We start from the raw sequence: 17,855 nt of genomic DNA, 5'->3' as shown, positions 1-17,855 counted from the left end.
ATGGATGCCGCGGCCAAGCCCCCAGGGACGGGTTCACGGCGTCCCCCGCAATTCCACCCATCCCGGCCAACCTCATGATCGTGCAGCCCCCACCCACCACGAGGGGCGCAGCCGTTGGCCGAAACCCTCACCCCGCCCGCAATGCCGCCGCGGCCGCCCAGCGTGCCGCCACCCGCGGCGCGGTGAGGCACACCGCCTGGTCGGTCACTGTCGTCACCGCGCGCTCCAGCAGCTGGATATCGGCCTCGTGCTGGCGTGCCACATGCGGGTCCTCGAAGAAGATCGCGCGCTGGCAGCGCCCCTCCAGCACACGGTCGGCAATCTGCGCATCGCCGCCCATCGGGCCACTCTGGTAGCGCGTCACCCACGGCGTATCGCTGGGCCAGCCGCGGCTCCAGGCCAGTTCGTTCAAGCGCTGGCCGGTGGTGCCGGTCGCCACGCGCTCGCCGAACCGTGCCAGCACATCGAAGTGCTCGTCGGCGAAGGCCAGCATCGCCGGCTTCATCGCGTCGTGCGCGATCAGCGCCAGCGTCTGGTGCTGGAAGGCATGCAGATCGTCGGCACCGGTATCGGCAGCCAGCCCGGCGTGGATGCGTTCCACCTCGATCCAGTCGCGCGCAGTGGCCACCGTTGAAATGAACGGCTTGCCGTGGATCACGCACTGCCGCTTGAGCGCGGTTGCCTCCGGAAACACCGAGGAAGGATCGACCGGGTCGATCAGGTAGATCGCACCGTCCAGGGTGCGATCCGGCCCCATGCCAACCACTTCGGCCACCAGTTTCATCAGGCCACCCTCGCGCCCGTAGGGGTAGCGGTGCAGGCCGCCGTAGCCGGCCAGGAAGCGCTGCCGTTCGATCGCATCGTGGGTGCGCCCGACCGCGTGCAGCGATACGCCCAGTTCACGCAGCCCAGCCTCGCTGGCACGCAGCCAGCGGAACAGCGCGGCGCGCGCATCGTGGTGATGGAGACGGTTGGCGGCCAGGCCGATACGCATCGAGCGCTCCGTAGGGACGGGTAGAAGCGGCAGTGTATGTCGGCATTCGCCGATAGGGATGTTTTTCGAATTTTTCTCATTGTCGCGGAAGCGCGCCTCGCTAGCGTGGCTGGCAGCGGTACCGCTGCGCGGCCGTGGTTCCTGCCCGCGAAATGAGGATGTCTACCGTGAATGTCGCCGGCCGCCGCGCCGTCGCCGCTGTCATGGCATCGCTGTTGCTGCCCGGCATCGCTGCTGCGTCCGGCTGTGCGAGTCCACTGCAGGTGGCATGGCGTTCCGATCGGCCGCCGCTGTCATACAGCGCGCAGGGCGACCTTGCGGGGTTGGCTGCGGATTACCTGCCGCTGCTGGGCCCGCAGGCGGTGCAGCATGCGCGGCCGTTGCCCGCAGCGGTGCTCACCGATGACCCGCTGCCGGCTGGCACCCAGGTGCTGCTGGGCTGGCCGCGCGCACAGCTGCCGACCGGCTGGGTGGCCAGCAGCCCCTACCTGGAAGTGCCACAGGTGATCGTGCGGCGCGAGGGTGCAGCGGCAGTGCTGGGGTTGGAGGGACTGCGTGGCCGCAGCGTGGCCAGCCCGGACCGGCTGCCGCTGGACGCATTGCTGGCCGAACAGGCCCCGGGTGCGCAGCTGCTGGCACCGGCGCCGCTGGACCACGCGCTGTCACTGCTGCGCGCCGGGCTGGTCGATGCCGTGGTGGCCAATCTCGCCGAAGTCGAAGCCGCGCTTCGCGCCGTGCCGGGTGACCCTCTGGTGATCGCAGCACCCGCTGGCTTCGGCGATGCACTGGTGCTGGCCGCTGTACCGGCCTGTGCCGCGGTGGTCGCTGCCTTCGACCGGGAGCTGCAGCGGGAGGGCGATGCGCGTCGGGCATCGGTTCGCAGTGCCTGGCTGCCGGAACTGCCACGTGCGCGTCCGGCCGGTTCGGCACTGCGCTGGCTGGTGCCGGTGTCGCTGATCCTGCTCGCGCTCATACTGCTGCATGCCTTCGGCTACTGGCGCGTGCATCGCGAGAGCGTGCGTCGCCGGGTGCTGGAGCAGCGCTTGCACGAAGTCACCGCGAACCTGCCGGCGGTGGTCTACCAGGCGCGCCGTTCGGCAACCGGCCACTACAGCCTGGCGCAGATCGCCGGCGACGTGCAGGCGCTGTTCGGCGTAGCCGTGGAGACTGAGCGGATCGACCATCTGCAGCTGCTGGCGGCCGTGCATGCCGGTGACCGCAGCCGGGTGATGGCGAGCATCGAAGCGGCCGCGCTCGTGCGCGGTCCGATCGACGTTACCTTCCGCACCCGGTCGGCACAGGGCTGGCGCTGGGTCCGATCACAGGGACGACCGTTGCCGTGCGATGACAGCAGCGTGGAGTGGAGCGGCTACTGGATGGACGTCAGCGAAGCCCAGGCGCGTGCAACGGCGTTGGCCGAGGCGCGCCGCGCGGCCGAGCAGGCGGCACTGGCCAAGGGCCATTTCCTGGCGACCATGAGCCACGAGATCCGCACGCCGATGAGCACCCTGCTGGGCATGCTGGAGCGGCTGGCGGGCACGGACCTGGATGCGGGCCAGCGGCAGGTGCTGACCACCGTCGGTGACGCTGCGCAGATGCTGCGGCAGATCCTCGACGATGTGCTGCACAGCCAGCGCCTGCAACCGGCGCCCCTGCAGCTGCGTCCGACCGATCTGGCGGCGCTGGTGCGCGCGGTGCAGCAGCTGTTGATGCCCGTCGCGGCCAGCCGCGGGCTGCACCTGTGCAGCGAGATCGACCCGACGTTGCAGCCCTGGTCGCTGGCTGACGGGCTGCGCCTGCGGCAGGTCCTGTTCAACCTGGCCGGCAACGCGCTCAAGTTCACCCTGCAGGGAAGCGTGGTGTTGCAGGTCCACGTGCTGCAGCAGCGCGACGGCGGCCAGCAAGTGCGCCTGCAGGTGACCGACACCGGCGTGGGCATCAGCGTGGAACGGCAACAGGCGGTGTTTGCCGCCTACGAGCAGGCCGAGGCGTCGACCACGCGCCGTTTCGGCGGCAGTGGCCTGGGGCTGTCGATCTGCCGCGAGCTGGCGACGTCGATGGGCGGACGTCTGCACCTGCGCAGCGTGCCCGGCAAGGGCACCACTGTGTGGCTGGAGCTGGACCTGGCGGCCTGTGCGGCCCCCGCTGCGGGACCGGCGACCGCACGGCCCGCGCAACGACCGTTGCCGCCGGCGCGGGTGCTGGTGGCCGAGGATCATCCGACCAACCTGCAGTTGCTGGCACAACGTCTGTGCGAGCTGGGACTGCAGGTGCACGCCTGCGGCGACGGCCAGCAGGCCTGGGAGGCCTGGCAGGCGCAACCGTTCGACCTGGTGATCACCGACTGCCATATGCCGCACATGGATGGCTTCGCGCTGGCCCGGGCGATCCGTAGCGATACCCGCGCTGCCCATGCTCCGGTGCCGATCATTGCGTTGACCGCCAGCGTGCTGGAACGCACGCGCGAGGCCTGCCGTGAGGCGGGCATCGACCATTTCCTGGCCAAGCCGCTGGAGGCGCACGAACTGCGCGCGCTGCTGGAAGTGCTGCTGTTGCCGGACTCAGTGCGCCAGTAGGCGGACGATGCTGGCAGCGGCGTCGCGGCCTTCGGCCACCGCGGTTACCACGAGATCGGCACCACGCACCGCGTCGCCACCGGCGAACAGGCGTGGATGCGCGGTCTGGAACGGCAGGCGGTCCTTGCCGCCGGCGAGGATGCGGCCATTGGGCTGGCCTTCCACCCCCAGTTCCGCCAGCCACGCCGGCACGCTCGGCGAGAAGCCGAAGGCGATGATCACCACGTCTGCCTCCAGCAGTGACTCACTGCCTTCGATCGGCACCGCGTTCTGGCGGCCATTGGCATCGGGCTCGCCCAGCCGGGTCTCGACCACGGTCACGCCGATCACCTCGTCGTCGGCGCCGGCTTCGATCGACAGCGGCTGCCGGTTGAACAGGAAGCGCACCCCTTCCTCGCGTGCATTGGCGACTTCGCGCGCGCTGCCGGGCATGTTGGCTTCGTCGCGGCGATAGGCGCAGGTGACCTTGGCCGCGCCCAGCCGCACCGCACTGCGCACGCAGTCCATGCCGGTATCGCCACCGCCCAGAACCACCACGCGCTTGCCGTTGAGGTCGGGCAGGGCGATGGTGTCTTCCCAGCCGGCGATCGGCCGGCCCTTCGGATCATCGCCGCCGACGATGCGGCTGTTCTGCACCAGGAACGGTAGCGCCGGCAGCACGCCCTTCAGGTCCTGGCCGACCAGGCCACCATCGGTATAGCGGTAGGCGCCGGTGCCGATGAACACCGCATCGTGACTGTCCAGCAACTGCTGCACGCTGAGATCACGGCCGATCTCCACGCCCAGGCGGAACTGCACGCCCATGCCTTCCAGTACGTCACGGCGGCGATGGATCACATCCTTGTCCAGCTTGAAGCTGGGAATGCCGAACTGCAGCAGGCCACCGATCTGCTCGTAGCGGTCGTAGACCACGGCGGCAATGCCGGCGCGTGCCAGGCGGTCGGCACAGGCCAGCCCGGCCGGGCCGGCACCAATCACCGCCACACTGTGGCCGGTCGGCTGCACCGCGCCCAGGTCCGGGCGCCAGCCACTGGCCAGTGCGGTATCGACGATGTACTTCTCCACCGCGCCGATGGTGACCGCGCCGAATTCCTCCAGCGTGCAGCTGCCTTCGCACAGCCGATCCTGCGGGCAGACCCGGCCGCACACTTCCGGCAGCGGGTTGGTGCTGTGGCACAGCGTGGCGGCCTCGTGGATACGGTTTTCCTGCACCAGCTGCAGCCACTGCGGAATGGCGTTGTGCACCGGGCACTTCCAGCTGCAGTACGGGTTGCCGCAGTCCAGGCAGCGGCCCGCCTGGTACTGGGCGTCTTCCTTGCCGAACTTGCCGTACAGCTCGCCCCAGTCGCCGGACGTGCGCAGTTCCACCGGGATGCGCTGCGGCATGGTGCGGGGCAGGTCGAGGAACTGGAAGGCGTGCTTGCGGCTCATGGCGGACTCTGTGGTGTTTTCCGGATGCCGGCCAGCGGCCGGCACTACGTGATCCTGGGATGCCGGCCAGCGGCCGGCACTACCGTTATGCGGCGCGTCGCAGGGTTTCGGTCAGCGACTCGATGCTGGCGGCCTTGGGTTTGACCAGCCAGAACTTGCCGATGTAGTCGCGGAACTCGTCCAGGATCTGCTGTGCCCAGATGCTGCCGGTCAGCTCGCGGTGGCGGCCGATCAGGCGGTGCAGGTGCTGGCGGTAGTTCTCGAAGCCTTCGGCGGACACGCGATGGATGTCGATCAGCTCGTGGTTGTAGCGGTCGACGAAATCGCGGTCCACGTCCAGCACGTAAGCCAGACCACCGGTGAAGCCGGCGCCGAAGTTCAGCCCGACCTTGCCCAGCACCAGCACCACGCCATCGGTCATGTACTCGCAGCAGTGGTCACCAGCACCTTCCACCACCGCCAGCGCGCCGGAATTGCGCACGGCGAAGCGCTCGCCGGCACGACCGGCAGCGAACAACTCGCCGCCGGTGGCGCCGTACAGGCAGGTGTTGCCGATGATCGCGGTGCTGCGCGCTTCGAAGCGGGCGCCACGCGGTGGACGCACCACCAGTCGGCCGCCGGCCATGCCCTTGCCGACGTAGTCGTTGGCTTCGCCTTCCACTTCCAGGTGCAGGCCGCCGACGTTGAAGGCGCCGAAGCTCTGCCCGGCACTGCCGCGGAAGCGCAGTTCCAGCGGTGCCTCCGCCATGCCCTGGTTGCCGTGCGCGCGCGCCACCGCACCGGCCAGGCGCGTGCCGATGCTGCGATCGGTGTTGTGGATCAGGAAGCGGTGCTCGCCGCCACGCTTGTGCTCGATGGCCGGCGCCAGCAGGCCGTCCATCTGCGTGGCCAGGCTGTCCGGCGATTCGTACAGGCGTTGCGCCGCGCAGTGGCTGCCCTCGTAACGGCTGTCGGCCAGCAGGCGCGACAGATCCACGCGCACGCCGTCGCGCGGTGCGGCGTCGATCTGGCGCAGCAGGTCGGTACGGCCCACGATTTCTTCCAGCGAACGCGCGCCCAGGTACGACAGCCAGCCACGCACTTCCTCGGCCAGCAGGCGGAAGAAGTTCTCCACGCGCTCGGGCTGGCCGGTGAAGTGGTTCTCGCGCAGGCGCTCGTCCTGTGTGGCCACGCCGGTGGCGCAGTTGTTGAGGTGGCAGATGCGCAGGTACTTGCAGCCCAGCACGATCATCGGCGCGGTGCCGAAGCCGAAGCTGTCCGCGCCCAGCAGTGCGGCCTTGACCACGTCCAGGCCGGTCTTCAGGCCGCCATCGGTCTGCAGCAGGGTACGCCCGCGCAGGTCGTTGGCCAGCAGCGCCTGGTGCGCTTCGGCCACGCCCAGCTCCCACGGCACGCCGGCGTAGCGGATCGAGCTGACCGGCGAGGCACCGGTGCCGCCGTCATGGCCGGAGATGGTGATCAGGTCCGCACCGGCCTTGACCACGCCTGCGGCAATCGTGCCGACGCCGGCATGGCTGACCAGCTTCACCGACACCAGCGCGGTCGGGTTGACCTGCTTGAGGTCGTAGATCAGCTGCGCGAGGTCCTCGATCGAATAGATGTCGTGGTGCGGCGGCGGCGAAATCAGGCCGATGCCCGGACGCGCATAGCGCAGCCGCGCGATCAGTTCGTTGACCTTGTGCCCGGGCAGCTGGCCGCCTTCGCCGGGCTTGGCGCCCTGCGCGACCTTGATCTGCAGCACCTCGGCATTGACCAGGTATTCGGCCGTGACGCCGAAGCGGCCCGAGGCCACCTGCTTGATCTTGCTGCGCTTGGCGGTGCCATAGCGTGCGGGATCTTCGCCGCCTTCGCCGGAATTGCTGCGGCCGCCGAGGCGGTTCATGGCGATGGCCAGGGCCTCGTGCGCCTCCGGCGACAGGGCGCCGAGGCTGATCGCTGCGGTATCGAAGCGCGGGAACAGGGCGCTGGCCGGGGCGACCTCGTCCAGCGGCACCGGCATTGCGGCCGGCACCAGTTCCAGCAGGTCGCGCAGCGCCGAGGGCGGGCGCGCGTGCACCGCATCGCAGTACTGCTGCCACGCACGCGGGTCGCCGCTGCGCGCCGCGCGCTGCAGGGTGGTGACCACGTCCGGGTTGTACATGTGGTACTCGCCGCCGTGCACGTACTTCAGCAGGCCGCCCACGTCCACGTCCTGCTGCGCGTCCCAGGCCTGGGTGCACAGCTCGCGCGCGTCGGCATCCAGGCGTGCGAAGCCGGCGCCGCCGATGCGCGAGGCGGTGTCCGGGAAGCACATGTCCACAACCTCGGGTTCCAGGCCGATGATCTCGAACAGCTGGGCACCGCGGTAACTGGCCACGGTACAGATGCCCATCTTCGAGATGATCTTCGACAGGCCCTTGTAGATGCCCTTGCGGTAGCGGCGGCCGATCTGCGACTGCTCGCCGCCCTTGCTGAGCTTGAGGATGCCGCGACGGCCCAGGTCGAACAGGGTCTGGTAGGCCAGGTACGGATACACCGCGGTGGCACCGAAGCCGAGCAGGCAGGCCATGTGGTGCGGGTCGCGCGCGGTGCCGGTTTCGACGATCAGATTGACGTCGCAGCGCAGCCCCAGCCGCGAGAGGTGGTGGTGGATGGCGCTGGTGGCGAGCAGGGCATGCACCATCGGCCGACCGGCCACCGGGTAGCGGTCGGACAGCAGCAGCATCACCATGCCCTGGCGCGCGGCCTGCTCGGCCTCGCTACAGATGCGCTCGATGCCGGCACGCAGGCCCTCGTCTTCGCTGTAGGACAGATCAAGCAGGCGGTTGGCCTGCACGTACTGGTCCATCTTCAACAGCTGACGCAGCTTGCGCTGGCTCAGCACCGGCGAGTTGAGGATGACGTGGTTCACCGTCTCCGGGCCGGCATGGAAGATGTTGGTCTCCTTGCCGAGCTGGGTGGACAGGGACATCGCGCAGTCTTCGCGCAGCGGATCGATCGGCGGGTTGGTGACCTGCGCGAAGGCCTGGCGGAAATAGTCGTACAGCGGACGGCTGCGCTGGCTCAGCACCGCCATCGGTGTGTCGTCGCCCATCGAGCCGGTGGCTTCCTGCTCGGTCTCGGCCAGTGGCCGCAGCACCTGTTCCACTTCCTCGCTGCTGAGCTGGTAGAGCTTGTGATAGCTGCGCAGGGTGGCTTCGTCGAACGGTTCTTCCACCAGCGACGGGTCGATCAGTTCGGTCTGCAGGTAGGTCACGCCCTGCTGCAGCCACTGCTTGTACGGCGCGCGACCGCGGTTGATGCGGTCCACCGCGTCCGAATCGAGCAGGTCGCCGCGCTTGAGGTCGATGGCCACCATTTCGCCGGGGCCGAGCTTGCCCTTGCGCACCACGCGCTCGGTCGGCACTTCCCACACGCCGGCTTCGGAGGCGACCAGGAAGTGGCGGTCAGCGGTGAGCATCCAGCGCGCCGGGCGCAGGCCGTTGCGGTCCAATGTACACACCGCATAGCGGCTGTCGCAGGCGACGATGCCGGCCGGGCCGTCCCACGGCTCGCTGTTGAGGCCGTGGAATTCGTAGAAGGCGGCCAGGTCGGGGTCCTTGAACTCCAGCGACTGGGTGGCCGGCGGCACCAGGATGCGCAGCGCCTGGATCAGCTCCATGCCACCGGCAACCATCAGCTCCAGCATGTTGTCCAGGCTCTGCGAATCCGAACCGTGCATGGAGATCACCGGATCGAATTCGGCGATGTCGAAGCGCGGCGTCTTCCACACCTTGCTGCGCGCCTGCGCCCAGCGACGGTTGCCTTCGATGGTGTTGATCTCGCCGTTGTGGGCGAGCATCCGGAACGGGTGCGCCAGCGGCCAGCGCGGCAGCGTGTTGGTGGAGAAGCGCTGGTGGAACACGATCGCGCTGGAGGCCAGTTCGCGGCGTTGCAGGTCGGGGAAGAAGCGGCTGAGCTTGTCCGGCAGCACCATGCCCTTGTAGCTGATCGCATCCGGGGTGAGGGTGGTGACGTAGAAGTCGGCATGGTCGCGCAGCTGCTGTTCGCTGCGGCGACGGGCCAGGAACAGCGCCAGCGCGAAGCCGGCATCATCCTGGCCGACGCCGGCATCGACGAACACCTGCTCGATGCGTGGCAGGGTGTCGCGCGCCAGCTGGCCGCAGACGCTGTCGTCGGTGGGTACCTCGCGCCAGCCGGCGACCTTGCAGCCGACCGCTTCGACCTGCGCCTGCAGCTGCGTGCGGCAGGCGTGTGCAGCCTCGGCATCGTGCGGCAGGAACACCAGGCCGGCAGCGAAGCGTGCGGCGACGGCGATGCCGGCTTCACTGGCCAGCAGTTTCAGGAACGCATCGGGGCGGCGCAGCAGCAGGCCGCAGCCATCGCCGGTCAGGCCATCAGCGGCGACGCCGCCACGGTGGGTCATGCGCGAAAGCGCGGCGATGGCGGTATCAACCAACAGGCGCGAAGGTTGATCGTCGAGCTGGGCGACCATGCCAAATCCACAGGCATCGCGCTCGGAGCGCGGGTCGTAAAGCCCTTGGCGGTTGCGGGGGGCCATCTCTACCTCGATGCGTATAGGGTTGGCGGCGACACTCGTCCCCGCTCATTCCCTGGAGCGCATCGTGAGGCCACCGGATGCCTCGACTAGATCACAGGTTGCTGCAGCGCCGCAATACACGGTTGCAGGTGCAACAGAACGCGCCGGCATCCCGTGCCGGCGCGCGGTCGGGCTCAGCCGCAGCGCACGCCGCTGACCAGGCCCTTGTCGTCCACTTCGATGTTCAGGCGGTCGCCGAGGAACTCCATGGTGGCGACGTCATTGGGCTTCATGACGCGCAGCTGGTGGGCACCGGCATCTTCCTGCGCCTGCTTGCCCAGCGCGTCTGCGTAGGCCTGGCCGACCAGGCTCTGCACCTGGCTGGCATCGCAGGTGCCGACCGGCGGTGCCTCGGTGGCCTTGCCGGTTTCGTCGGCCGGCGCCTTGGCGGCTTCGGCCGCCTGCTGGGCGTGGGCAGTGGCCGAATCCTGTTCATCCAGCGCCGGAGCCTGGCAGGCGGTCAGGGCCAGCACGGCCGGCAGCAGCAGGGCGGAGAGCGAACGGGCGCGAATCGGGAACGACATCATGACTCCGGAAGGGATTGTGAAAGCCCGAGCATAGCGGCGAACCGACCCTCACGTGTTTGTCTTCTGTTATCGACAGGTTCGCGGCATCGCGACGGCGACACTGCGGTCATGCCAACCTCCTCTACCCCCGAACGACAGGCCGCGCGCGCGGCCGGCCTGCGCTATGTCGATGACACCCAGCCAGGCATCAGCCGGCGTCGCGCCGGCAAGGGCTTCAGTTACCGCGATGCCGATGGCCACGCGGTTCGCGATGCCGCCACCCTGCAGCGCATCCGTGCGCTGGCGATTCCACCTGCGTATACCGCCGTGTGGATCTGCGCCCACGCCAATGGCCACCTGCAGGCCACCGGCCGCGATGCGCGTGGACGCAAGCAGTATCGCTACCATGCCGATTGGGCGAAGGAGCGCGATGCCGGCAAGTTCGACCGCATCATCGCCTTTGGCGAGGCGTTGCCCACGCTGCGGCGGCGGCTGTCGCGCGATCTGAAGCAGCCCGGCTTCCCGCGCGACAAGGTGCTTGCGGTGGTGGTGGCCCTGCTGGCCGACACCCTGGTGCGGGTGGGTAACGAAAGCTATGCACAGGAAAACAAATCCTACGGGCTGACAACGCTGCGCAACCGCCACCTGGACCTGCTGCGCGGTGGCCGCGTGCGCATGCGCTTCCGGGGCAAATCCGGGCAGTTGCACGAGGTGGTGGTGGGCGATCGGCGGCTGGGCACGCTGGTACGCGGCATCCAGCAGCTGCCCGGGCAGGCGCTGTTCCAGTACCGCGACGACGAAGGCGCGCTGCAGCCGGTGGATTCCGGCGCGGTGAACGACTACCTGCGCGAGGTGATGGGCGAAGACTTCACCGCCAAGGACTTCCGCACCTGGGGCGGCACGCTGGCGGCGGTACAGGCATTGGCCGCCACCGAACTGCCGGAACCGGCCAGCCAGCGCGCGCTGGCCAAGGCGCAGCGTGAAGTGGTCTGCCAAGTGGCGGCACGGCTGGGCAACACGCCGGCCGTGTGCCGCAAGGCCTACATCGACCCGTGCGTGTTTGCCGGCTGGGAGCGCGGTGAGCTGGCCTCGCTGGCCGGCCTGCGAGGCCCGCGGCAGTGGGAGCAGGCCACGCTGAAAGTGCTGCGCCGGGCGCGGCGGCTCAGTCGCAGTCGTCAGCCGCAGTAGATCGCAACGATGTTGTTGGTCCGGCCCTTCTCGATGGTCAGGCGGTCGCCGCCTTCGCTGGCCGGCGGCACCCGCGGCCCGTCATGGCGCAGTACCCGTACGTGCAGGCTGTCGCTGTCCACGCGTGCGCGGGCCACGGTGGCGTCCGAGGCGGCCAGGCCCACCGCGCCGCGCACCCTGTCGCTGTGGCACTGGCCGGAGATCACGCCGTCGATCGGCTGCACCTGGGCCATCGGCGTGCTGCTGCAGGCGGCAAGGGCAAAGCAGGCGGCGGCGGTGGCGATGGCAAGTTTCATGGCGGCGCTCCTGGTGTGATTGCGTGCAGGGTGCGACGTCAGACGTGGTGGCGGAATGAATGCCGTGCACATCGTGGACACGGCGCGCTCACCGCCGCCAACAGCGTGGGTGGAGACACTGCAGGAGCGGCATGGGCCGCCCTCCGGTAGTGCCGGCCGCTGGCCGGCAGCCCCTTTCCCTCCCGAGGAGACCTGCATGGCCACCACCAGCAAGACCCCCGCCCGCCGTAAGGCATCGCCGAAAGTGCGCAAAGGCAGCACCCCGACCAAGACGGTCGCCGACCCTGATCGCCCGCGCGTGGTGAAGACCGCAACCCGCAAGGCAGCCGCCAGTGATCCACGGGCGGCACGCGTCGCTGCACGGCAGCGGCGCCTGCAGGACCAGGAGAAGGCCAAGGACGCCCGCGCGGCCAAGAAGGCAACGAAGAAGACCGCCACCCAGGCCGGCGCACGCCGGCAGCCGGAGGCGATGCCGGCACAGCAGCTGGCCAAGCCCGGCCACGAGCACGAACTGGAGCTGGCGCCCCGTTTCCTTGCGCCCGACTACACGGGCAGCGGCAAGCTGCAGGGCATGCGTGCGATCGTCACCGGTGGCGACTCCGGCATTGGCCGTGCGGTGGCAGTGTTGTTCGCGCGCGAAGGTGCGGATGTGGCGGTACTGCACCTGGACGAGGCCGAAGACGCGGACATCACTCGCCAGCACGTGGAACGCGAAGGCGGCCGCTGCGTGGTGATCGCCGGCGATGTGCGCGATCCGCGTTTCTGCAACAAGGCCGTCAAGCAGGTGGCCAAGGCGTTCGGCGGCATCGACATCCTGGTCAACAACGCCGCGTTCCAACTGCACTGCGAGCGCCTGGAAGATCTGGAGGATGCGCACCTTCAGGAGACCCTGCAGACCAACATCGGCGGTTACATCCAGATGGCGCGTGCGGTACTGCCGCATCTGGGCGAAGGCGCGAGCATCATCAACACCGGCTCGGAAACGGGGATCTTCGGCAGCAAGGCGCTGATCGACTATTCCGCCACCAAGGGCGCGATCCATGCGTTCACCAAGGCGCTGGCCAGCCAGCTGCTGCCGCGCGGCATCCGCGTGAACTGCGTGGCGCCAGGGCCGGTATGGACGCCGCTGAACCCCGCCGACAAGCAAGCCGAAGACGTGGCGGAGTTCGGCAAGGACAGCGACATGGGCCGGCCGGCACAGCCTGAAGAGCTGTCACCGGCGTATGTGTTCCTGGCTTCGCCGGTCTGTGCAAGCTACATCAGCGGGGCGATCCTGCCGGTGATGGGTGGGCCACGCGGCTGAGTTGTGATGGTTCCCGCCTGAATCCGGCGGGGCAGCGAAGGTGTGCGACCTGTCGAAGGCCCCACCGTGCGATTGGGGTAGGCTGATCCTGTACCGACCATGTTCAAGGACCGACCATGCCCGAAATGGATATCAATGCCGCAGCCAACGAGGTCGTCGCCCTGCTGCGGCGGAACGATGCGCGTGCTGCCGCCACCCGCCTCCAGGCCCTGCACGACGGCCAGAGCGCAGTGGTGCAGGAATCGCTGGATCGCTATATCTCGGCGCGTGCGGCCGCCGAGCTTGAGGGCCTGCGCCGGAACGGGGGCGTGGCCGCAGCCGATGCAGCTACGGTGAATCCGATGCTGGATCGCTTGGGCGAGGCGACGCGCCCGCCGCGGATGCCCGATGCTGCCGAGACAGCGGGATTGAGCCAGGCCCAGCAGTACGACGTTTATGGCAGCATCGTGGCCCAGCGCGGCAACATCGCAGCGAACGATGCAATGGCAACCCAGGACCGCGTGGTGCTGGGGTTGCGCGATGAGAACCGCACGACCGAGGCGCGCGGACGTGGGGTCTACGATGACCGCATCGTGGTGCTGTGGAAGGATGCGCAGGGCCGCGGCCATGTGCGCGAGTTCAACCAGGCCACGACCGAGCCGACCGCCCAGTACGACGGCCATGCCAGGACCGCGCCGCGCAGCCCGGGCTTTGGCAATGTGGCGCCGCGTACCAAGACCGAGGGTGAGGATGTCAACGGCGACCGGGTTAAGGATCTGGGGCGCCTGGGCGAGGGCACTACCGAGATGCGCGCGACCACCCATCCGCGCAATGGCCATCCCGATGAGTTCGCGCTGCGTCCTTCGCAGGACGCGATCACTGCGGGCGCCGGACGGGTGGAGCGCGACAGCAATGGCGATGGCTGGTTCGATGCGCGTGATACCCAGGGCGTGCAGGACCTCAACGACACCTTCAAGATCCATCGTGGCAGCCGGTCCAACACCGATTCGGCCGGTTGCCAGACCATCGGTGGCGGCGAGTATGACGACTTCGTGTCGACGGTGCGCGGCACGCCTGGGCAGAACCGCTGGCAGTACGTGCTGACCTCGGTTGCACCCGGCCAGACGCGCGAATTGGGGCAGGACGTGCCGCTCGCGGCCAACGAGGACCCCCGTCAGCCGCAGCATCGCGATCATGCCCTGCAGCAGCAGATCAGTACGCGCCTGCAGGCCCTGGGCGGACGCTACGCCGAGCATGCCGAGGACTACAGCCTGGTGATGCTGCGCGAAGCGAAGGCCGCGGGCATCACCCAGGTCGACCAGATCGTGGCCAGCAATCCCAGCGCCGGCCGTGCGGCGGGCGAGACACTGTTCCTGGTGCAGGGCAGCCCGGGCGATCCTGCGGCGCTGCGCGCAGTGGTCAATGCGGCCGAGGTGCGCGAGACCGCAGTGGAATCCAGCCTGCGCCAGCTGCAGCAGCAATCGCGCGAACAGGCTGCACCTGTGCCCGCGCCGGCACAGCAGCAGGAAGCGCCGGCGATGGGAGGGCGTTGATCGATGATCCGATCGCAGCTGACGCCGAGCGTTCCATTGATGCTGCTGCTGGCCTGCAGCGCCTGCGCGCCCGCTGGAGAGCGCGTCGCGCCGGTGGCGCCCACTGCCAGCTCGGCCGCGAAACCGGAGGCCCTGCCTGCGCAGACCCTTCCCACGGATCGCGGACTGCCCGCATTGCCGAAGACTTCCGGCAGCGTCCATCCCGGCGGCCGCTACGCTACGTTGCCCGAACCTGCCAGGCAGGTGCTGGCGCAGTTGAAGTGCAACGTGGAGAGCGCCAGCAAGGTGCAGGTGCTCTCCATTCCCGCGCAGGATGGCCAGCAGGATTTCATGGTTACTGATCGCAGCGGGCCGCGTTTCCGCTATTGGATGCGGTCGTTCTCCGGCAGTGGCGGTATCACCGGCTATCTGGTGCAGCTGCAGGGCTGCCCGGCAACCACCACGGGCATGCGCGCCTACATCGCACAGGGAGCCGCACCGCTGCAGGATGTCACCGCATCCATCCTGGCGCAGGCCGGGTTGCCCGATGCGGCGACCATGACGGCCTATGAGGACAAGGGCGCGGGCGATCTGTTCGCCTTCATCGGCGTGCTGGACAAAGTGCCCGTGCTGCGTTGGGTGGCCGAAGCCGACCCCGAACAGCCACTGACCGCCGATGCACGCAGCTTCGACCATGGCAATGCCATGCACGGCGGTTTCCTGCGCTGGAACCAGGATCACTTTGAAGTGTCCAGGACCGTGCCGGCCGGGTTATGGCCCTGCGATGACAGCCCGCTATTGCCGTGCCAGGGCGACCCGTTCGTGACCGGGCGTTGAGGCATCGCGCGCATAGAAATCGGCAATGCGTGGAATGAACTGCTGTGGATTGGCACCGACAAGATTGGTCAGTACCACCACCGCCACGCCGCGCTCGGGATAGACCACGAAGGCCGAGCGCGCACCGCCGATACCGGCCACCTGAAGGTCGGGCGATGCGTGCAACACCGGCCAGCCACCCGCCCACGGGCCGGCACGGCCATCCGCCAGGCGCTCCACGCTCCACATCCGCCGCAGGGCCGTCTCCGGCAGCAGGCGGCCTTCGGTCAGCGCGACCAGCCAGCGCGCGGTGTCGTCGGCGGTGGTGAGGATGCCGCCACCCGCCCACAGCGAAGGCGGTATGTCGTAGAACCAATGCGACAGGCGGGACGGCGCATCTACATCGTCGGTGGCACGCGGGGCCAGGCTGTACATCGTCGCAGCATCCGGAATCAGGTCGTAGCTGTCGCCGAAGGTGGTGCGGGCCATCCGCGCGCTGCTGAACTGGCCGGTGGCGAGGAAACGTTCGTAGGGCATGCCGGATTGCTGCGCGATGATCCGCGCCAGCAATACGTAGTTGGTCTGGTTGTAGGCGAAGCGCTGCCCAGGCGCCGCTTCCAGCGGTCGAGCTGTCACCGCCGCCCATGCCTGTGCTTCGGAACCTCCGCCCAGCAGCCCGTTCGCATCAAGGATGTCCGGAAGGCCGGAGGTATGCGCCAGCAGCTGGTGTACGCGTACGTCTCTCCACGCTGGCGGAAGATCACCCAGATATCGCGAGGCCGGCGCGTCCAGATCCAGCTGCCCTTGCTGAGCCAGCTGCGCGGCAGCCACGCCGGTAAACGCCTTGGTGGCCGAATTGAGCGGGAAGCGGGTGTCCCGCGAGGCAAGCACGCCGTTCTCGACGTTGGCCAGGCCGTAGGCTTCGGAGAGCACGATCTGCCCGTCCTTGACCACCGCGACCTGCAGCCCGGGGATGCGCTGCTCCAGCATGATCTGGCGGATCAGGCGGCGGGTCTGGTCGTTGGCCTGGTCCTGGCTGGCAGAGACGGCGGCGAAGGGCAGGGCACTGATGAGCATGAGCACGACTCGGAGCGTTGGGCGGAACATGCGGAATTCCAGCGGGCGTTGCGAATCGGATGCAGACAGCGCGTCGAAGGTTTAAGCGCTCGGTGCCCTACCGTTCGTCGGCCCGTGACTTCCGGGGGGTTGACTACAGCTGTCGTCAAGCTGACAGTGGCGACACGTGTAGTCAAGGGAGTGGTGTCATGCGCGGCAAGACCATCGGGGACCAGGAACTGGCCCTGCTGCAGTACATCGATGAACATGCGCCGGCCAGTGTCGGCGAGGTCGCCAGTGGCTACGGCGAGGCCCGCGGGCTGGCCCGCTCCACTGTGCTGACGATGATGGAGCGCCTGCGGGCGAAGGGGTATCTTCAGCGCCGGCAACAGGACGGTATCTACCGCTACCAGGCCACCCGCGGCCCGCAGAGCGTGCTGCAGGGCGCGGTGGCGCAGTTTGTCGACAACACCCTGCAGGGCTCGGTGTCGCCGTTCGTGGCCTATCTGTCGCAGCGGCAGAAGGTCAGCGACAACGAACTGGCCGAACTGGAAGCGCTGGTCGCCCAACTCCAATCGCGTCGCCACGAGGGCTGAGCCATGGACACCACGATGCTGATCCCGATGATGGAACGGCTGGGCTGGACCAGCCTGCAGACCGTGCTGCTGGTAGCCCTGGTATATGGCGTGTGCCGCGCGCTGCCGTCACTGTCGGCGGCGACCCGCTGCCGCCTGTGGTGGCTGGTATCGCTGCAGGCCGTGCTTGGCCTGTTCTGGAGCCAGCCGCTGCAGCTGGCCTGGCTGCCCGCACCGCAGGCGGTGGCGATGACCGCAACCGACGTGGCCGCTGACATCGTCTACCCGCTGGCCCCGGAGGCCTCTGCGCAGTTGCTGGCCGCGATGCCGCTGCCCACGGCCGAAGTACCGGCAGTTGCATGGTGGGCGGTCGCACTGGCCGCGCTGTGGCTGTCCGGCGTGCTGATGATGGGGCTGCGCACCTTCGGTGAGTGGCGCCGCTGCCGCGCACTGCTGGCTGCGGCGTATCCCTGCGAGGACGAGGCGCTGGTGCAGGCCCTGCAGTTGGCTTCCGATGCACATGGTGTGCGGCCTGCGCCGCGGTTGTGGATGAGCACGCAGGTGGACGCACCGCAGCTGGTCGGTCCGTTCCGCCCGGTGCTGCTGTTGCCGGCGGGCGAGAACGCCCTGCAGGGCGACGCGCTCGACCTGGCCCTGACCCACGAACTGCAGCACCTGCAGCGGCGGGACCTGCAGTGGGGCCTGCTGCCTGCGCTGGCCCAGCACCTGTTCTTCTTCCATCCGCTGCTGCGCCTGTCGGTGCGTGAATATGCACAAGCGCGCGAAGAAGCGGTGGACGCAGCGGTGGTGGGCCAGCACGCTGCCAGCCGCCAGGCCTATGGCCGTCTGTTGCTGCAGCTGGGGGTGGCACCGCAGCCGCACCTGGGCGTGGCCAGTGCCGCACCGGATGCCACCAGCCTCAAGCGTCGCCTGCTCTCGTTGCAGCCACGCCGTGCCTGCCCCCGCATCCTGGCGATGGCGTTGACGGCGGCCGTGGTAGCGCAACTGCGCAGCGAGCATGGCA

13 protein-coding genes are annotated in these 17,855 nt (G+C 68.7%); 7 read left to right on the top strand and 6 right to left on the bottom strand.

All coding sequences use genetic code 11. The annotated features are described in order from the left end of the window. Positions 1-127: 127 nt before the first annotated feature. Entirely contained in the window at positions 128-994 is an 867-nt protein-coding gene (locus HMPREF3114_RS13660; RefSeq protein WP_053498006.1) for a methylglyoxal synthase, read from the bottom strand. A 167-nt stretch (positions 995-1,161) separates the two neighbouring features. On the opposite strand from HMPREF3114_RS13660, the gene HMPREF3114_RS13655 reads away from it, so the two are divergent. Continuing rightward, the gene (locus tag HMPREF3114_RS13655) at positions 1,162-3,570 is read left to right on the top strand and encodes an ATP-binding protein (protein ID WP_070489920.1); all 2,409 of its coding nucleotides are present in this window, start codon (positions 1,162-1,164) and stop codon (positions 3,568-3,570) included. Here the strand turns inward: HMPREF3114_RS13655 and HMPREF3114_RS13650 are convergent. The 3 genes from HMPREF3114_RS13650 to HMPREF3114_RS13640 form a co-directional block, all read right to left on the bottom strand. Next, positions 3,556-5,001, bottom strand: coding sequence for an FAD-dependent oxidoreductase (locus tag HMPREF3114_RS13650; protein ID WP_070489919.1), 1,446 nt, complete (start codon positions 4,999-5,001; stop codon positions 3,556-3,558). The genes HMPREF3114_RS13655 and HMPREF3114_RS13650 overlap by 15 nt on opposite strands. Before the next feature lie 85 nt (positions 5,002-5,086). Further along, the gene (gltB, locus tag HMPREF3114_RS13645) at positions 5,087-9,541 is read right to left on the bottom strand and encodes a glutamate synthase large subunit (protein WP_070489918.1); all 4,455 of its coding nucleotides are present in this window, start codon (positions 9,539-9,541) and stop codon (positions 5,087-5,089) included. A 173-nt stretch (positions 9,542-9,714) separates the two neighbouring features. After that, on the bottom strand, positions 9,715-10,104 hold the full coding sequence (locus HMPREF3114_RS13640) for an I78 family peptidase inhibitor (RefSeq protein ID WP_032954733.1): 390 nt from the start codon (positions 10,102-10,104) through the stop codon (positions 9,715-9,717). A 111-nt stretch (positions 10,105-10,215) separates the two neighbouring features. On the opposite strand from HMPREF3114_RS13640, the gene HMPREF3114_RS13635 reads away from it, so the two are divergent. Further along, on the top strand, positions 10,216-11,274 hold the full coding sequence (locus tag HMPREF3114_RS13635) for a DNA topoisomerase IB (RefSeq protein ID WP_053497997.1): 1,059 nt from the start codon (positions 10,216-10,218) through the stop codon (positions 11,272-11,274). On the opposite strand, the gene HMPREF3114_RS13630 is transcribed toward HMPREF3114_RS13635, so the two are convergent. After that, a complete protein-coding gene (locus HMPREF3114_RS13630) occupies positions 11,262-11,570 on the bottom strand; it encodes a hypothetical protein (RefSeq protein ID WP_049438731.1) in 309 nt (102 codons plus the stop codon). The genes HMPREF3114_RS13635 and HMPREF3114_RS13630 overlap by 13 nt on opposite strands. 196 nt (positions 11,571-11,766) lie before the next feature. Here HMPREF3114_RS13630 and HMPREF3114_RS13625 point away from each other — a divergent pair, with 196 nt between their 5' ends. The 3 genes from HMPREF3114_RS13625 to HMPREF3114_RS13615 all read left to right on the top strand — a co-directional run bounded on the left by HMPREF3114_RS13625 (position 11,767) and on the right by HMPREF3114_RS13615 (position 15,221). After that, on the top strand, positions 11,767-12,873 hold the full coding sequence (locus HMPREF3114_RS13625) for an SDR family oxidoreductase (protein ID WP_053497995.1): 1,107 nt from the start codon (positions 11,767-11,769) through the stop codon (positions 12,871-12,873). A 116-nt stretch (positions 12,874-12,989) separates the two neighbouring features. Further along, on the top strand, positions 12,990-14,405 hold the full coding sequence (locus HMPREF3114_RS13620) for an XVIPCD domain-containing protein (protein WP_070489917.1): 1,416 nt from the start codon (positions 12,990-12,992) through the stop codon (positions 14,403-14,405). Between the two features lie 3 nt (positions 14,406-14,408). Continuing rightward, complete coding sequence (locus HMPREF3114_RS13615) at positions 14,409-15,221, top strand: hypothetical protein (protein ID WP_070489916.1); 813 nt, start codon at positions 14,409-14,411, stop codon at positions 15,219-15,221. On the opposite strand, the gene HMPREF3114_RS13610 is transcribed toward HMPREF3114_RS13615, so the two are convergent. After that, the gene (locus HMPREF3114_RS13610) at positions 15,180-16,277 is read right to left on the bottom strand and encodes a serine hydrolase domain-containing protein (protein ID WP_005421041.1); all 1,098 of its coding nucleotides are present in this window, start codon (positions 16,275-16,277) and stop codon (positions 15,180-15,182) included. The two genes, HMPREF3114_RS13615 and HMPREF3114_RS13610, sit on opposite strands and share 42 nt — an antisense overlap. A 188-nt stretch (positions 16,278-16,465) precedes the next feature. Here HMPREF3114_RS13610 and HMPREF3114_RS13605 point away from each other — a divergent pair, with 188 nt between their 5' ends. Next, complete coding sequence (locus tag HMPREF3114_RS13605; RefSeq protein ID WP_005421039.1) at positions 16,466-16,852, top strand: BlaI/MecI/CopY family transcriptional regulator; 387 nt, start codon at positions 16,466-16,468, stop codon at positions 16,850-16,852. Between the two features lie 3 nt (positions 16,853-16,855). Further along, positions 16,856-17,855: M56 family metallopeptidase (locus HMPREF3114_RS13600; protein WP_218086321.1), on the top strand; the 1,000-nt coding region annotated here is incomplete at its 3' end.

It is taken from the genome of Stenotrophomonas sp. HMSC10F07, assembly GCF_001807895.1.
In the GTDB taxonomy this organism is placed as follows: Bacteria; Pseudomonadota; Gammaproteobacteria; order Xanthomonadales; family Xanthomonadaceae; genus Stenotrophomonas; species Stenotrophomonas sepilia.
This window is presented reverse-complemented; position numbering and strand designations above follow the sequence as displayed.

Bases quoted from the DNA above. Each gene is read 5' to 3' on its own strand.
- HMPREF3114_RS13660 (WP_053498006.1), bottom strand. From the start codon at position 994: ATGCGTATCGGCCTGGCCGCCAACCGTCTCCATCACCACGATGCGCGC.
- HMPREF3114_RS13650 (WP_070489919.1), bottom strand. From the start codon at position 5,001: ATGAGCCGCAAGCACGCCTTCCAGTTCCTCGACCTGCCCCGCACCATG.
- gltB (WP_070489918.1), bottom strand. From the start codon at position 9,541: ATGGCCCCCCGCAACCGCCAAGGGCTTTACGACCCGCGCTCCGAGCGC.
- HMPREF3114_RS13640 (WP_032954733.1), bottom strand. From the start codon at position 10,104: ATGTCGTTCCCGATTCGCGCCCGTTCGCTCTCCGCCCTGCTGCTGCCG.
- HMPREF3114_RS13635 (WP_053497997.1), top strand. From the start codon at position 10,216: ATGCCAACCTCCTCTACCCCCGAACGACAGGCCGCGCGCGCGGCCGGC.
- HMPREF3114_RS13630 (WP_049438731.1), bottom strand. From the start codon at position 11,570: ATGAAACTTGCCATCGCCACCGCCGCCGCCTGCTTTGCCCTTGCCGCC.
- HMPREF3114_RS13625 (WP_053497995.1), top strand. From the start codon at position 11,767: ATGGCCACCACCAGCAAGACCCCCGCCCGCCGTAAGGCATCGCCGAAA.
- HMPREF3114_RS13620 (WP_070489917.1), top strand. From the start codon at position 12,990: ATGCCCGAAATGGATATCAATGCCGCAGCCAACGAGGTCGTCGCCCTG.
- HMPREF3114_RS13615 (WP_070489916.1), top strand. From the start codon at position 14,409: ATGATCCGATCGCAGCTGACGCCGAGCGTTCCATTGATGCTGCTGCTG.
- HMPREF3114_RS13610 (WP_005421041.1), bottom strand. From the start codon at position 16,277: ATGCTCATCAGTGCCCTGCCCTTCGCCGCCGTCTCTGCCAGCCAGGAC.
- HMPREF3114_RS13605 (WP_005421039.1), top strand. From the start codon at position 16,466: ATGCGCGGCAAGACCATCGGGGACCAGGAACTGGCCCTGCTGCAGTAC.